Raw genomic sequence first — 14,050 nt, forward strand, 5'->3', positions numbered from 1 at the left:
TTACCCTCGGACGGATGATCACGAACCGCCCCACGGCGCGCGTCATCCTCGCCGCCCCCGGCGACCGCGTGCTGCTGTTCCGCTTCGTCCCACCCGACCCCTGGCCACGCGAGCCCGCATGGCACCTGCCCGGAGGCGGGATCGAGCCAGGCGAATCGGTGGCGGACGCGGCTCGCCGAGAGGTTCACGAGGAGACCGGCTTCGTCCTCGGGCCCGAAGACCTGGGCGAGCCGGTGGCCATCAACGCGGGACAGTGGTCCGTCCAGGGAAGCCACTACTACACCGTGCACACGTACTTCTTCGCCCGGGTCCCGACGGCGGAAGTTCGCGGAACCGGAGACGACGGGTTCGGGCACCGATGGTGGACCCCGGCCGAGCTCGGCGCGACCACGGAGCGGGTCTTCCCACCCGGGCTGGCCGTGCTGCTGAAAGACCTGCTCCGAGGAGTCCGGCCCGAGCGGCCCGTCGCTCTCGACTGGTGAGGACGGCCGGGTGACCGGTTCGCCGGTGCGCGTCCGGAGCTGCCCGGAGCATGTTTCACGTAAAACATCGCTTGACCTCAAGCGCGGTTGAGGCGGCACGCTCGGCGCATGAGTCAGGCAACGATGAGAGCAGCGGCGTTCGCGACCCCCGGCGGCCCCGAGGTGCTCCAGGTCATGGAGGTGCCCCTGCCCGAGCCCGGGCCCGGGCAGGTGCGGGTACGGGTGCGGGCGGCGGGCGTGCAGCCGTTCGACACGGCGGTCCGTCGGGGCTGGACCCCTCCGGGCGTCACCGGCGGGCTGCCGCGCGTGCCCGGCAATGAGTTCGCGGGTGTCGTGGACGAGGTGGGCGAGGGTGCGTCAGGTGTCGAGCCGGGGACCGAGGTGCTCGGGTTCTCGTTGCTCAACGCGTACGCGGAGTACGTCGTCGTGCCGGCCGCCCACGTGACCCCCAAGCCCGGCGGGGTCCCGTGGGAGGTGGCGGGCGCGCTGACCGCGGCCGTGCAGACGGCGGAGCTGGCGCTGGACGGGCTCGCGGTGGGCGAGGGCGACACGCTGCTCGTCCACGGCGCGGCCGGCGCGGTGGGCACGGCGGCGGTGCAGATCGCCCGGTGGCGGGGGGCCACGGTGATCGGCACGGCCCGCGAGGAGAACCACGAGCACCTGCGCGCCCTCGGGGCCGTTCCCGTCGTGTACGGCGACGGCCTGGCGGACCGGGTCCGCGCGCTCGCGCCCGGCGGCGTGGACGCGGCCCTCGACGGGGCCGGCGGGGTGGCGGTGGACGTCTCGCTGGAGCTGGTCAAGGATCGCGCCCGCGTCCTCACGCTGGTCGAGCACGGCAAGGCCGCCGAGCTGGGCATCAAGGTGACGCGGGGTGAGCGCACGGCCGAGCGCCTCGGCCGGTACGCGGCGGAGTACGCCTCGGGCCGGCTGCTCTTCCCGATCCGGCGGACGTACCGGCTGGAGGAGGCGGCGGACGCGCACCGGGAGATCGAGACCGGCCACGGCCGCGGCAAGATCGCCCTCATCGTCGGCTGATCCCCGGCAGGGGCCGGTCAGCCGGTGGGCCTGTGCCGCTGGTTGAACCGGCCCACCTTCGCGCGGTTGCCGCAGCCCTCCATGGAGCACCAGCGGCGGCTGCCGTTCTTGCTCACGTCGAGGAACCACAGGATGCAGTCGGGGTGCGCGCACCTGCGCACCCGCGACGGCCGCTCGCCCATCATCCGCACGAACGCCGCCGCCGCCGTCCACGCCGGCAGCCAGGCCGGCTCGTCCACGACGACCAGCTCGCCCGGCTCGCCGTCACGCATCACCGGCCGGACCGCGCCATGGCCGAGCACGTCGTTCAGGCCCGTGTGGCCGCGCCCTTCGAGCGCGTCCCGTACGGCCTCGCGGGCCGGCACGAGCCGGTCGCGCACCGCCTCCAGATCGGAGTCCGGGCCGGCGGCCATCGCGTGGTCGGACAGCCAGGCACGAACCCCGTCGAGGTCGTCGAGCTGGTCGGCCCGCACGCCGTGCTCCACCCACACCGTGTTGACCAGGTCCAACGCCACGGGCTCCCCGCGAAGCGGGCGGACTCTCACTTGGCTAACCTCTCAAATCGGTTTGACCGGTTATCTTTCGCCATGCTATCACTTAACCGGTCAAAGCGATTTAGCCGGTTGGCGGCCTCCCCCGTCCTCTCGGCCGCCACGTCTGGAGCCTCGATGCCCCACCGCCCGCGCAAGCGCCGCCACGCCGACCATCCCGCCGGCCCGTCCCACCCGGCCCCGTCACCCGACCACCCGGCGGCCAACCCGGGCCGCGTACGGGGGACGGCACCGGTGGACGTCCGGCGCCCCCTCCATCCCGGCGACGCGACGGCCCCCGAGGCGGCGGACCTCAAGGGCGGCCCACGACCGCTCGCCGGGCCGTCGTCCCCCGGCTCGCGCGGGGAGCGGACCGGTGGACACCGGGGCCTCCTGGCCCTCCGCCCGATCGTGTCGGGGGCTCCCGCCCGGGTGCCGGTCCGGACGGTGGTGACGGCGACCGGGGCGGCGCTCGCGGCGCTGCTCGTGCTCGCCGGTGTGGCCAGAGTGAGCGGGCTGGCGCTGTTCGCGCTGCCGTTCGTGGCCAGCGCCGCCATCGTGGCCCTGGCCCCGGCCGCGCCGTTCGCGCAGCCCCGCAGCGTCGTCCTCGGGCACGCGGGCGCGACCGTGGTGGCTCTGGCCGTGACCGCGGTGGGCGGGCCGTCGATCTGGACGGCGGCCGTCGCCGCGGCGCTCACCACGGCTCCGATGCTGCTGCTGCGCGCCCCGCACCCGCCGGCCGCCGCCACCGCAGCCCTCATCGGCCTCACCGCGCCCGCCCCGTGGTACCTGCTGACCCCGGTGGCCGTGGCCAGCGCCGTCGTGATCGCCAGCGGCGTGCTGCTCGGCCGGCTGCTGCCCGCCCACCGGTACCCGGCCTACTGGCTGTGACGGTTAGACGCGCTCGCGCACGGCCCGGGCGATGGCGAGCTGCACCTCGTTCATCCGGCCGGAGCCGTCCTGGACGTCCCAGATCGTGTTCTGCAGGGCCCGGCCGAGCGTCCAGCGGGCCGCCCGCGGCCGGTCCAGCCCGAGCAGGTCCGTCATCAGGTCGAAGCGCCTCAACACCGCCCGCCGCACGTCTCCTGACGCCACGACCTCGTCCCACCGGTTGTGGAGCGCGGGCATGAGGTCGAACCCGGGGTCGCCCGCGAGCGGCTTCGGGTCGATGGCCAGCCACGGCTCGCGGTCGCCGGCGAGCACGTTGTCGTAGTGCAGGTCCCAGTGGAGCAGCCGGTCGCCCGGCTCGCCCGCCACCTCGGCGACGGCCGCCGCGCAGGTGTCCACCCATTCCCGGTCGCCGTCGCGGCCCAGCCCGTCCACGGTCGCGGGCACGTCGTCCAGCATGCCGCGGGCGATGTCGCCCAGCCGCCGCGTCCCCGGCGGCGCGGGCAGGGCCACCAGCCGCCCGAGCAGTCCCGTCAGGATCCGCAGCGCCTCCATGTCGTCGGGCACGGACGAGAGCGACCGGTCCGCGTCGAGCCGTTCGAGCAGGAGCGTGCCCGTGCCCGGGTCGTCCTCCAGCAGCCGTACGACGCCGCGCCCGGCCCAGGCGCGCAGGCCGGGACCCTCGCCGGCGTTCTCGTCGGTCACCGGCTGGAGCTTGAGCGCGGCCCGCGTGCCGTCGGCGCGCACCACGGGCAGCACCAGCGAGACCATGCCGTGCCACGGCCCGCCGTCGAGGCGCAGCTGCCACTCCTCCAGGTAGCGCTCGGCCAGCGCGGGCAGCCCCGCCGACCAGGCCCGCCCGGCCTCACCGTCGAGCTGCACGTGCCGCGCGGTCAGCGCCGCCGGCACCACGATCTCCATCGTGGGAGATCTCAGTAGTGCCAGGGGTACGGCGACCAGTCGGGCGCCCGCTTCTCCAGGAACGAGTCGCGCCCCTCGGCCGCCTCGTCCGTCATGTACGCGAGCCGGGTCGCCTCGCCCGCGAAGACCTGCTGCCCCACGAGCCCGTCGTCGATCATGTTGAAGGCGAACTTCAGCATCCGCTGCGCCGTCGGCGACTTGCCGTTGATCTTGCGGGCCCACTCGAGGGCCGTGGCCTCCAGCTCGGCGTGCGGCACCACGGCGTTGACCATGCCCATCCGGTGCGCGTCGGCCGCCGAGTAGGTGTCGCCGAGGAAGAAGATCTCGCGGGCGAACTTCTGGCCCACCTGCCGGGCCAGGTACGCCGAGCCGAAGCCGCCGTCGAAGCTGGCCACGTCGGCGTCGGTCTGCTTGAAGCGGGCGTGCTCCTCGCTGGCCAGTGTGAGATCGCTCACGACGTGCAGGCTGTGCCCGCCGCCGGCCGCCCAGCCGGGGACCACGCAGATCACGATCTTCGGCATGAACCGGATGAGCCGTTGCACCTCCAGGATGTGCAGGCGGCCCGTGGAGGGTGAGCCGTCGGCGTACTGGTAGCCGTGCTTGCCCCTGATGCGCTGGTCGCCGCCCGAGCAGAACGCCCAGCCGCCGTCCTTGGGCGACGGGCCGTTGCCGGTGAGCAGGACGCAGCCGACGTCGGCGGTCTGCCGGGCGTGGTCGAGCGCGCGGTGGAGCTCGTCGACCGTCTGCGGCCGGAAGGCGTTGCGCACCTCCGGGCGGTTGAACGCGACGCGGACCGTGCCCTGGTCGACCGCCCGGTGGTAGGTGATGTCGGTGAAGTCGAATCCCTCGACCGCCTGCCACGCCTTGGGATCGAACAGCTCGGAGACCATGCGCCAGAGCCTAACCGAACCCCTTCGCGCCGCCCCGATCAGGTGAGCTCGTCAGGTGACCTCGGCTCGCAGCTCCGCCAGCAGCTCACCCTGGTCGGCGAGCATGTCGGTGAGGATGCGCCGGGCGGTGTCGAGGAGCTGGGACAGCTCGGGGGTCGCGAGTGTGTAGACGACCGTGCTGCCCTCGCGGATGGCGCTCACGATCCCGGCCCTGCGCAGCACCGCGAGCTGCTGGGACAGGCTCGACGCCTCGATGTCGATCTGGGCCAGGAGATCCCTTACGGGGAGCGGTCCTTCCTGCAGCAGCTCCAGCACTCGGACGCGAGCGGGGTGGCCGAGAGTGCGGAAGAAGTCGGCCTTGGCCTGGTAGACCTCCACGTGCATAGTGACAGACTAATCCAGTTCACTTGCATAATTCTTCAAGTCGTAACGTTGTTGGCTAGGATGACAGCGGGGACTAGGGAGTTGCCATGGGCCGAGGAAGAGCCAAGGCGAAGCAGACAAAGGTCGCTCGCCAGCTGAAGTACACCAGCCACACCATCGACTACGACCGGCTGCGCGAGGAGCTCGGCGTCGACTCGAGGCGTGACGACTTGCATCCGGTGACGTCGTCCGAGCAGGAGTCCGAGCCCGCCCGTTGAGGCGGGTCCGGGCTGCTCAGTCGCGGCGGGTCACGAGGTGTGCGCACGGGCACGGGCCCGCGCGGTGACGCGGGCGTGCCTGGCCGGCGCGAGCGTGACGTTCTTGAGCCGCCTGGCCTCCGGGGCCGGATCGGTCACCGACAGGTCCAGGCGGCGCAGCACCTCGCGGATGACGACGCGCATCTCCAGCAGGGCGAGCTGCGCCCCGACGCAGAACCTCCTGCCGCCGCCGAACGGCATCCACGACCGCGTGTGCTGGTGTCCGCCGAGGAAACGCTCGGGTCTGAACTCCTCGGGCTCGTCCCAGGCCGCCGGGTCGTGGTGCACGAGCGGGATGCCGGGTCCGGCGTACCATCCGGCGGGCACCTCGTAGCCGCCCAGTCGTAGCGGGGCGTCGAGCACCCTCGGCGCCTCGTACACCACCGGCCGCACGCGCAGGACCTCCTTGACGACCGCGTCGAGGTACTCCTCGTCGTCCGGCAGGCGCTCCAGCACCGCGGGCAGGCGCAGCAGGCGCTCGAAGGCCCAGGCGAGGCCGGTGGCCGTCGTCTCGTGCCCGGCGAGCAGCATGGTGATCAGCTCGTCGCGGATCTCCGCGTCGCCCAGCTCCGTCTCCAGGAGGCGGCCGAGCACGTCGGTGCCGCCGGGTTCGGCGCGCCGGCGGGCGATCTCGTCGTACAGGATCGCGTCGACGGCGGCCCGCAGCCGGAGGAACCGCCCGTACGGGAGGAACGGCACGCGCCCCATGGCGGGCCGCAGCCGGGGCGGCGCCATCGCGACCGTCATCGAGCTGCTCACGTGCAGCAGCTCGGGCAGCAGCCGCCGCAGCCGGTCCAGGCGCGCGGCGTCGCGGATGCCGAAGACCAGCCGCAGGATCACCTCCAGCGTGATCTCCTGCATGCGCCCGCGCAGCGTGAACGGCCGGCCGAGCGGCCAGGCGGCGATGCGCTCGGCGGCGATCTCGGTGATCTCGTCGTGGTAGCCCGCCACCTGCCTGGCGCGCAGCGGCGGGGTCAGCAGCTTACGGTGGGACCACCAGGGGTCGCCGTCCAGTGTGAGCACCGAGTGGGCGCCGACCAGGGGTTCGAGGAAGTCACGCCGGGCCTCGCCGGCCCGCCCGCCGCCGAGGTCGGTCCGGTAGACCTGCTCGGCCAGCTCCCCGGTGGCGACGTACACCTCGGGCGGGAAGCCGAGGTAGCGCGCGGTGAAGACCGGGCCGTGGCGGCGATGGCAGCTCTCGAAGAACCCCACGGGGTCGGCCATGAACCAGGCGGTCTGGGCGGCGGCCGGGAGCCGGGGTCCGGGTGGGATCATGTCGCACCTCCATGTACATATACGTACGTCATAGACGCTCGTATACATCAGTAGCATGGATCCCGTGTCACGAACAGGGGCCGGCGGATACCGGGAACGACTGCTGGCCGCCGCGGTGAGCTGCCTGCGCGACAAGGGCTACGCCCGCACGACCGCCCGCGACCTGGTCGCGGCGTCCGGCACCAACCTCGCGTCCATCGGCTACCACTTCGGCGGCAAGGACGCGCTGCTCAACGAGGCCATCATCGGCTGCTTCGAGCAGTGGACCGACCGGGTCGAGGAGGCGATCTTCGGCGCCGAGGCGGGCACGCCGCGCGAGGTGCTGGAGCGCGCCATGGTCGCCCTGGTCGACGTGTTCGAGGAGCTGCGGCCCCAGCTCGTGGTGTGCGTGGAGGGGTACCCGGCGGCGCTACGGGAGGGCGCGCTGCGGGAGAAGCTGGCGGGGGCCTACGCGCGGGCCCGCCAGGCGGGCGTGGACATGCTGCGGCGGGCGGGCGCGGCGGGCGCCGCCACGCCCGCCGGGTCGCCGGTCCCGCCGGAGGTGCTGGTGTCCGTGCTCATCGCGGTCTCCGACGGCCTCATGCTCCAGTGGCTGCTCGACCCGGAGAGCACGCCCGACGCCCGCCAGGTCGTGGACGCGCTCGCCGCCCTGTCCGCGTTCGCGAGCTGAGGCGACCTGCCGTGGTGCGGGCCGAGCCGCGCCGGGGTCATGTCCGGGTGGCGGTGTGGGCGAGGATGGCGCCGGCCAGTTCGTCGTGCGTCTCGGGCGGGAGGGTGTGCCCCATGCCCTCGACCATGAGCAGCCGCGCCCCGGGGATCCGCTCCGCGATGATCGCGCCGTGCCCCGGCTTGGCCGGCTCGTGCGTGCCCTCGACGACCAGCGTCGGCGCCTTCACCTGGTGCAGCACGCCCTCCGGCTCGAAGTCGGGCTTGGCGGCGAAGGCCAGCCGGTGGTTCGCGGCGGCGGCGAGGTCGCGCGCCCGCTCGTGGACGCGCTCCTGGAGCCGCCGCTCGGCGTCCTCGTCGAACGGCAGCGCGGTGCCGTGCAGCACCCGCGCCTCCTCGATCATCGCGTCGATCCGCTCGCGCCGGCCCTCGGGCGGCGGGCTCGCGATCACCTTCCGGTAGTGATCGACGAACTCGGGCCTGGGCGGCGGCAGGCTGCCCTCCGGCTGCGGCTCGCCCATGAGCGCCCGCATGATCACCTCGCCCTCGTGCCCGCCGAGCGGGGAGGAGCCGATCACGGTGAGCGTCCTGACCCGCTCCGGGTGCCGGACGGCGATGAGCTGGCCGAGCAGGCCGCCCGCCGAATGGCCGACGAGGTGCGCGCTGTCCAGGCCGTACGCGTCCATGACCCGCAGCACGTCGTCGGTGACGTCCTCCCACGTGTACGGGTGCTCGGCGAAGTCGAAGGTGGACGAGCGGCCCGTGTCGCGGTGGTCGTAGCGGATCACCCGCCGGCCGCCGGCCGCGAGCCGGCCCACGAACGCGTCGGGCCACAGGACCCCCTGCGTCATCGAGCCCATGATGAGCAGGATCGGCGTGTGTGCCGGGTCGCCGAACTCCTCGGTGTGGAGCTGGACGCCGTCGATGTCGATCAGGTTCGTTTGCATGCCGCAACTCTGCCGGGCCGGGGCCCGTACGCCTTCCGTAGGACTACTGGGCTTCACAGCAGCCGGGCCAGCTCAGTACGTGAGGTGATGCCGAGCTTCGGATACACCTTGTACAGGTGGTACTCGACGGTGCGCGGGCTGAGGAAGAGCTGGGCGGCCACCTCCTTGCTGGACGCGCCGGCCGCCACCAGCCGCGCGATGCGCAGCTCCTGCGGCGTGAGCGCCGCGAGCGCGTCGCTCTGCGGCCGGGCCGCCGTCTCGCCCGCCGCCCGCAGCTCGCCGTGCGCCCGCCGCGCCCACGGCTCGGCGCCCAGCCGCTGGAACGTCTCCCTCGCCGCCCGCAGGTGCGCCCGCGCCTGTCCGGGCCGTTGGGTCCGGCGCAGCCGCTCGCCGTACAGCAGGGCCGTGCGCGCCCCCTCGAACGGCTCCCCGTGCAGCCGCAGCGCCTCCTCGAACAGCTCGTCGCCGCCCCCGGCCAGGGCGCGGCACCGGGCGAGCAGCGCCCTGGACTCGGGGGTCGTCGCGCCGGCCGCCCACCGCTCCAGCCCCTCGACCGCCTCGCGCGCCGCGTCCGGATCGCCCGCCGCCACGGCCGCCTCCACCCGGTCCGGGGTCGAGCGCCACACCACGGTCGGGTGCCCCGCGCCCGGCCCCGCCGTGGTGATCGACACGAACCGGGCGTGCGCGGCCTCGAACCTGCCGAGCCCGAGATCCAGCATGGCCAGCGCGTACGAGGCGACGGCCGCCCGCAGGCCGACCCGGTGCGGGATCGCGATGGCCAGCGCCTCGGCGGCGTACCGCCGGCAGGTCTCCTCCTCGCCGCGCAGGGCGGCCACGACGGCGAGGTTCGCCAGGTGGGCGCCGACCGAGTTCGTGTAGCCGGCCTCCTGGGCCAGGGCCAGGCCCTCCTCGGCGATGGCGGCGCTCTCCGCCAGCCGGCCCCTGATGCGCTCGGCCGTCGAGACGAACTCCAGCACGACCGGGAGCTGCCCCGCGATGCCCGACATCCTGGCCACGGCGCCCGCCCGGCCGGCCAGCTCGGCCGACACGTCCGCCTCGCCGAGGTAGCTGGCCGCCGCGCACGCCCACAGGAACTCGGCGGCCTCCCGCAGCTCCCCGGTACGGGCCAGCGCCGCCCGCAGCAGCTCCTTGCCGTCGCCGCCGCCGGGGTCGAGCATGGCGCCGATGCCCGCCACGGTGTCGCGCAGGAAGCCCCTGGGGTGGGCCCGTGCCCGGCGCCCCAGCTCCACGATGGCGTCCACGTCGCCCACGTAGCTCGCCGCCTCGGACGCGTCGGCCAGCGCCTCCAGCGAGTCGCCGGCGCCCAGGATGCGCACGGCCTCGGCCGCGTCGCCCCCGTTCAGCTCGAACCGGCCCCGCAACCGCGCGATCTCCCCGACCAGCCCCGCCACCGTCCGCAGCCCGCCCTGGGATGCGGGGCGCCCGGTCTCGTCGTACGGGGTGCCGCCGGGGTCCGTGGGATGACCGGGCAGGGTTTCGGCGAGTTCGCGGGCCTCCGCCAGGTGGGTCTCGGCCTGTCCCGGGCGGCCGGCGAGCCAGGCGGCCGTGGCGGCCTCCACCAGGCGCTCGGCGCGGCGGCCGGGGTCGGGGGTGAGCTCGGCGGACCGGGCCAGGGCGGTGGCCGCGTCGCCGTACCCGCCGCGCGCCCGTGCCCGCCCGGCCGACGCGGCCAGGGCGGCGGCCACCTCCTCGTCCGGCGCCAGGGCGACGGCGGCCAGGTGCCACGCTCGCCTGTCACCCTCGACCAGCCCCGCGAGGACCGCGTGCGCCTGCCGCAGCCGCGCCGAGCCGGCCCACGCGTGGACCGCCGACCGGACCAGCGGATGCCGGAACCGCACCCGCGTGCCCTCCACCGCCACCAGACCGGCCGCCTCCGCCTCCACCAATCCGTTCCCGGGCCCGTCCCCGGGCCCGTTCCCGGGCCCGTCCCCGGGCCCGTTCCCGGGCCCGTTCCCGGGCCCGTTCCCGGGGTCGTTCCCGGGGTCCGGGAGGGTGCCGTTCAGACGGAACGAGGCGCGCAGGACGACGTCGAGATCGCTCTCCAGCGAGGCGGCCAGCAGCACCAGGCGGGCCGCCTCGCCCAGCCCCGCCACCTGGTCGCCGAAGAGCTGCTCGCCTCCCGGCAGCGGGTCCGGGAGCGGCGCGCGTCCCGCGAGCTGCCCCGCCGTCAGCCGCGCCGCCGTCTCCCTCAGCACGAGCGGGTTGCCGCCCGACAGCGCCACCAGCCGATCCCGTACGACCGGTGCCACCTCGGCGCCGGACCCGAGCGTCACGGCCACCCGCGACCCGAGCAGGTCGCCCGCGCTGGCCGCGTCGAGCCCGCCCACTCGCAGCTCCGGCACCCCTTTCACGGGCATGTCACCCCGTACGGCCAGCAGCATCGCCACGCCCTCGGTGCGCAGTCGCCGGGCCGCGAACAGCAACGCGTCCGCCGACGCCCGGTCGAGCCACTGCACGTCGTCCACCAGGCACAGCAGCCCGTCCGGTACGGCCGCCTCGGCCAGCAGCGACAGCACCCCGGCCGACACCAGGAACCGGTCCGAGCTGGGCGCGGCCAGACCGAGCGCCCCGGCGACCGCGTCGCGCTGCGGCCCGGGGAGCGCGTCCAGCAGGCCGGTCACGGGCCGCAGGAGCTGGTGCAGCGCGGCGAACGCGAGGTCCGCCTCCGGCTCCACCCCACCGGCCCGCAGCACCCGCATGGCGCCGTCTCCCGAGGAGGCTTCTCCCAGCGAGGCGGCCAGGGACAGGAGGGCGGACTTGCCGACCCCGGCCTCGCCGCGCAGCACCAGGGCCCCGCCCTCCCCGGCGGCGGCCGAGGCGAGGAGGCCGGTGATCGCGGTGGTCTCCGAGACTCTGCCGTACAGCATGAGAAAGGACTGTATACGGCGATATGTCGGACTCTGAGTCACGCCCGCAGGATCTCGGACCGGGGCGACGGCACGCGGATGAGCGAGGCGTTCTGCCGCCCGTTCAGGGTGGCCAGCGCCGGCACCCGGTCGAACAGCCGGAAGACGAACGGCGGCGCGGTCGTCCCCTTGGCCAGCCGGGCCGCCGCCGCGCGCTCGGCGCGCCGCTGACTCCGCTGCTCCCTGTCCGTCGGCGGGCGGCGGACGGCCTCCACCTCGCGGCAGGCCGCGTCCAGCGCGGCGGCCGGCGAGGCGGGGTCGAGCAGGCAGGGCAGGAGTGCGTTGGCGGTGGCCGCGGCGTCGGCGATGGCGAGGTTGATGCCGTTCCCCCCGACCGGGGAGATCACGTGGGCGGCGTCGCCGATGAGCAGCAGCCCCGGGCGGTACCAGGTGTCGACCGTGGTGATCCGCACCGGGAGCAGCGTGAGCTGGTTGACGTCGGTCAGCGAGAAGAGCCGGTCGCGCAGCCACGGCAGCTCCCGCGTGAACGCCTCCACGACGGCCCCGACGCCCCTCTCCCGGACGCGGCCGTGGCCGCCCGCGGCGATCAGGTATCCGAGCTGCCAGCTCGTGTCCTGGTTCAGCACGGCCAGCAGGGCGCCGGGGGCGGTGACCAGTTGCAGGCCCGACAGGGGCGGGTCCTCCGGCGTCCTCGGCACCGCGTACCACAGCACGTCGAGGCCGGCGCCCAGCTCGGTCGCCGTGAAGCCGCCGAGGCCGCGCAGCTTCGAGTTGCGGCCGTCGGCGGCCACCACCACGCGGGCCCGCAGCTCGCGCGTGACGCCGCCCTCCGTGTACGCGACCCCGTTCACCCGGCCGCCGTCCCCGTCGCGCAGGAGCCGGCCGACACGGGCCCCCATCCGCAGCTCGAACCCGGGATAGGCGGCGGCCTTCTCCGCCATGAACGGGAGGAACCGGGCCTGGGGGATGAGGGCGTAGTAGGGGTAGCGGCGGCTGGCGCGGCGGTAGTCGGCCAGGACGTAGGCGCGGCCCCCGGCCCGCCAGACGAACTCCCCGGCCACGGTGTGGGGCAGCGTCTCCAGCATCTCGTCGGCCAGCCCGAGCGTGTGCAGGTAGTCGAGAACCGCGGGCGCGATCGAGTCGCCGCGGAAGCGGCGGTTGAAGTCGCCGTGCGACTCCAGCAGCGTCACCCGCGCCCCGCCGCGCGCCAGCAGGTACGCGAGCACCACGCCCCCCGGCCCGCCTCCGACGACGACACAGCCGGTGTCGTACGCCTCGCCGGCCCGGGGCCGCCCACCGCCATGGTCTGTGGTCATGGCCACCTCCTGCCCCCGCCTTCGGCGGCCATGAGGCGCTCGGTTGCACCCCGGCCGGACGGGTCAGGTGGCGGCGCAGGTGTCGTGGGTGGCGTCGAAGCCCGCGATCGCCTCCGTGTCGTCCGGCGGCAGCGGCTTCAGACCCTTCCAGTCGTCGCCGATGACGAGGATCAGCCGGCTCGTCCTGGCCTTGGGCACGGAGCGCGGCGTCACGGCCGGCAGGTCCTTGCTCAGTGTGGGGACACTGGTCTCGCCGCTCGGCGAGTAGAAGACCGAGGTCTTCGGGTACGGCTTGCGGGCCGTGTCGCCGACCTTGGTGATGTGGTAGCCGCGCTGTTCGAGGGCGGCGGCGACCTGGGTGCCGAGGCCGCCGCGGTACGTGCCGTTGCGCAGCTCGATCTGGACCTTGGAGCGGGCCACCTTGGTCTGGCCGCCCTTGACGCCCTCCGGGCTGCGGTCCTTGGCCACGATCTGGAACAGCCTGGCGGCCTGCGGCTGCACCCATTCGACCCGGCCGGGCTGGGTCAGCGAGTAGTGCCAGGGCGTGGTGATGAAGCGGATCTTCCCGGCGTTCAGCCCCTGAAGGTTGGTCGCCAGATCCTTCATCACGGACGGGGTGAGGCCGGGGTCGGTGGTGACGGCCTTGGTGCCCGCGTCGAGGAACCCGAGCAGCTTGGCCGGGTCGGTCAGGGTCTGGCCGCTCATCACCTTCTTGACCATCGAGGCGATGAACATCTGCTGCCGCTGGATCCGGCCGATGTCGGAGCCGTCGCCGAGGCTGTAGCGGGCGCGCACGTAGCCGAGCGCCTGCTCGCCGTTGAGGCTCTGGCGGCCGGCGGGCAGGTGGAGCAGGGCCTTCTTGTCGTTCACGGCCTGGGGCAGGCACACCTCGACGCCCCCGATGGCGTCCACCATGCCCTTGAACCCCGTGAAGTCCACCTTGACGAAGTGGTCGATGTGGATGCCGGTGAGCGACTCGACGGTCCGCCACGTGCAGGCGATGCCGCCGGAGTTGAACGACTCGTTGATCATGCCGAGGTGGGCCTGCTGGCCGGGCAGGCCGCCCTTGGCGCGGCAGGCGGGGAGCTGGACCAGCGAGTCGCGGGGGAAGCTGACGACCATCGCGTTGTTCCGGTCGGACGACAGGTGGGCGAGCATGATGGTGTCGGTGCGCTCGCCGGCCACGCGGCCGTACTTGGCGTTCTTGCCGTTGCGCTGGTCGGAGCCGACGATCAGCACGTTGAGCGCCGTGCCCGCGACCTTGGGCGGGCGGGTCGGGCCGAGGTCCTCGGAGCTCACGTCGGTGTGCTTGACGTTGCCGGTCAGCCGGGCGTACACGGCGACCGCGCCGCCCGCGATCAGGAGGACGACCGTGACGGCGACCACCAGGACCCACCGCGTCCAGCGTCGCCGGCCGCGCCGGGACGTGCCGGTCGGGGGGGACGGCGGCGCGTCGACAAGCCCGCTGCTCACATGACTCCCAAAGACGGGGCCGAGGGGGACCGCCCGTGGCCAGAGCCTGGTGGCGCAGA

The 14,050-nt window shown here is 74.3% G+C and carries 14 protein-coding genes; 5 read left to right on the plus strand and 9 right to left on the minus strand.

Features of this window, described 5'->3' with window-relative positions; genetic code table 11:
• Window positions 1-14 precede the first annotated feature (14 nt).
• Both MTP10_RS05380 and MTP10_RS05385 read left to right on the plus strand, forming a co-directional pair.
• Complete coding sequence (locus MTP10_RS05380; protein ID WP_310707867.1) at window positions 15-482, plus strand: NUDIX domain-containing protein; 468 nt, start codon at window positions 15-17, stop codon at window positions 480-482.
• 123 nt (window positions 483-605) lie between these two features.
• Entirely contained in the window at window positions 606-1,517 is a 912-nt protein-coding gene (locus MTP10_RS05385) for an NADP-dependent oxidoreductase (protein ID WP_310708162.1), read from the plus strand.
• 17 nt (window positions 1,518-1,534) lie between these two features.
• Here the strand turns inward: MTP10_RS05385 and MTP10_RS05390 are convergent, their stop codons facing one another.
• Window positions 1,535-2,032, minus strand: coding sequence for a CGNR zinc finger domain-containing protein (locus tag MTP10_RS05390; RefSeq protein ID WP_310707868.1), 498 nt, complete (start codon window positions 2,030-2,032; stop codon window positions 1,535-1,537).
• A 153-nt stretch (window positions 2,033-2,185) separates the two neighbouring features.
• Between MTP10_RS05390 and MTP10_RS05395 the strand changes: the two genes are divergently transcribed.
• Window positions 2,186-2,938, plus strand: coding sequence for an HPP family protein (locus tag MTP10_RS05395; RefSeq protein WP_310707869.1), 753 nt, complete (start codon window positions 2,186-2,188; stop codon window positions 2,936-2,938).
• Between the two features lie 3 nt (window positions 2,939-2,941).
• On the opposite strand, the gene MTP10_RS05400 is transcribed toward MTP10_RS05395, so the two are convergent.
• The 3 genes from MTP10_RS05400 to MTP10_RS05410 are packed head-to-tail and all read right to left on the minus strand — an operon-like array spanning window position 2,942 to window position 5,130.
• A complete protein-coding gene (locus tag MTP10_RS05400) occupies window positions 2,942-3,856 on the minus strand; it encodes an aminoglycoside phosphotransferase family protein (protein ID WP_310707870.1) in 915 nt (304 codons plus the stop codon).
• An 11-nt stretch (window positions 3,857-3,867) separates the two neighbouring features.
• A complete protein-coding gene (locus MTP10_RS05405; RefSeq protein ID WP_310707871.1) occupies window positions 3,868-4,746 on the minus strand; it encodes a 1,4-dihydroxy-2-naphthoyl-CoA synthase in 879 nt (292 codons plus the stop codon).
• Window positions 4,747-4,797: 51 nt separating this feature from the next.
• Complete coding sequence (locus tag MTP10_RS05410) at window positions 4,798-5,130, minus strand: metalloregulator ArsR/SmtB family transcription factor (protein WP_310707872.1); 333 nt, start codon at window positions 5,128-5,130, stop codon at window positions 4,798-4,800.
• Window positions 5,131-5,216: 86 nt separating this feature from the next.
• On the opposite strand from MTP10_RS05410, the gene MTP10_RS05415 reads away from it, so the two are divergent.
• On the plus strand, window positions 5,217-5,387 hold the full coding sequence (locus tag MTP10_RS05415; protein ID WP_310707873.1) for a DUF3073 domain-containing protein: 171 nt from the start codon (window positions 5,217-5,219) through the stop codon (window positions 5,385-5,387).
• 30 nt (window positions 5,388-5,417) lie between these two features.
• On the opposite strand, the gene MTP10_RS05420 is transcribed toward MTP10_RS05415, so the two are convergent.
• Window positions 5,418-6,701, minus strand: a complete 1,284-nt coding sequence (locus MTP10_RS05420) for a cytochrome P450 (RefSeq protein ID WP_310707874.1) — start codon at window positions 6,699-6,701, stop codon at window positions 5,418-5,420.
• A 64-nt stretch (window positions 6,702-6,765) separates the two neighbouring features.
• Here MTP10_RS05420 and MTP10_RS05425 point away from each other — a divergent pair, with 64 nt between their 5' ends.
• On the plus strand, window positions 6,766-7,371 hold the full coding sequence (locus tag MTP10_RS05425; RefSeq protein ID WP_310707875.1) for a TetR family transcriptional regulator: 606 nt from the start codon (window positions 6,766-6,768) through the stop codon (window positions 7,369-7,371).
• 37 nt (window positions 7,372-7,408) lie between these two features.
• On the opposite strand, the gene MTP10_RS05430 is transcribed toward MTP10_RS05425, so the two are convergent.
• The 4 genes from MTP10_RS05430 to MTP10_RS05445 all read right to left on the minus strand — a co-directional run bounded on the left by MTP10_RS05430 (window position 7,409) and on the right by MTP10_RS05445 (window position 13,991).
• Window positions 7,409-8,314 carry an alpha/beta fold hydrolase gene (locus tag MTP10_RS05430; protein ID WP_310707876.1) on the minus strand — a complete coding sequence of 302 codons (906 nt, stop codon included), beginning with the start codon at window positions 8,312-8,314 and terminating at the stop codon, window positions 7,409-7,411.
• A 53-nt stretch (window positions 8,315-8,367) separates the two neighbouring features.
• Window positions 8,368-11,202, minus strand: a complete 2,835-nt coding sequence (locus MTP10_RS05435; protein ID WP_310707877.1) for a LuxR C-terminal-related transcriptional regulator — start codon at window positions 11,200-11,202, stop codon at window positions 8,368-8,370.
• A 38-nt stretch (window positions 11,203-11,240) separates the two neighbouring features.
• A complete protein-coding gene (locus MTP10_RS05440) occupies window positions 11,241-12,518 on the minus strand; it encodes an FAD-dependent monooxygenase (protein WP_310707878.1) in 1,278 nt (425 codons plus the stop codon).
• Window positions 12,519-12,581: 63 nt separating this feature from the next.
• A complete protein-coding gene (locus MTP10_RS05445) occupies window positions 12,582-13,991 on the minus strand; it encodes an LCP family protein (protein WP_310707879.1) in 1,410 nt (469 codons plus the stop codon).
• Window positions 13,992-14,050 lie beyond the last annotated feature (59 nt).

The sequence above is a fragment of the Nonomuraea sp. 3-1Str genome (assembly GCF_031570565.1).
In the GTDB taxonomy this organism is placed as follows: Bacteria; Actinomycetota; Actinomycetes; order Streptosporangiales; family Streptosporangiaceae; genus Nonomuraea.

Excerpts from the sequence above, each read along its gene's own strand:
- MTP10_RS05435 (WP_310707877.1), bottom strand. The coding sequence starts at position 11,202 with ATGCTGTACGGCAGAGTCTCGGAGACCACCGCGATCACCGGCCTCCTC.
- MTP10_RS05395 (WP_310707869.1), top strand. The coding sequence starts at position 2,186 with ATGCCCCACCGCCCGCGCAAGCGCCGCCACGCCGACCATCCCGCCGGC.
- MTP10_RS05400 (WP_310707870.1), bottom strand. The coding sequence starts at position 3,856 with ATGGAGATCGTGGTGCCGGCGGCGCTGACCGCGCGGCACGTGCAGCTC.
- MTP10_RS05410 (WP_310707872.1), bottom strand. The coding sequence starts at position 5,130 with ATGCACGTGGAGGTCTACCAGGCCAAGGCCGACTTCTTCCGCACTCTC.
- MTP10_RS05415 (WP_310707873.1), top strand. The coding sequence starts at position 5,217 with ATGGGCCGAGGAAGAGCCAAGGCGAAGCAGACAAAGGTCGCTCGCCAG.
- MTP10_RS05430 (WP_310707876.1), bottom strand. The coding sequence starts at position 8,314 with ATGCAAACGAACCTGATCGACATCGACGGCGTCCAGCTCCACACCGAG.
- MTP10_RS05385 (WP_310708162.1), top strand. The coding sequence starts at position 606 with ATGAGAGCAGCGGCGTTCGCGACCCCCGGCGGCCCCGAGGTGCTCCAG.
- MTP10_RS05440 (WP_310707878.1), bottom strand. The coding sequence starts at position 12,518 with ATGACCACAGACCATGGCGGTGGGCGGCCCCGGGCCGGCGAGGCGTAC.
- MTP10_RS05380 (WP_310707867.1), top strand. The coding sequence starts at position 15 with ATGATCACGAACCGCCCCACGGCGCGCGTCATCCTCGCCGCCCCCGGC.
- MTP10_RS05405 (WP_310707871.1), bottom strand. The coding sequence starts at position 4,746 with ATGGTCTCCGAGCTGTTCGATCCCAAGGCGTGGCAGGCGGTCGAGGGA.
- MTP10_RS05420 (WP_310707874.1), bottom strand. The coding sequence starts at position 6,701 with ATGATCCCACCCGGACCCCGGCTCCCGGCCGCCGCCCAGACCGCCTGG.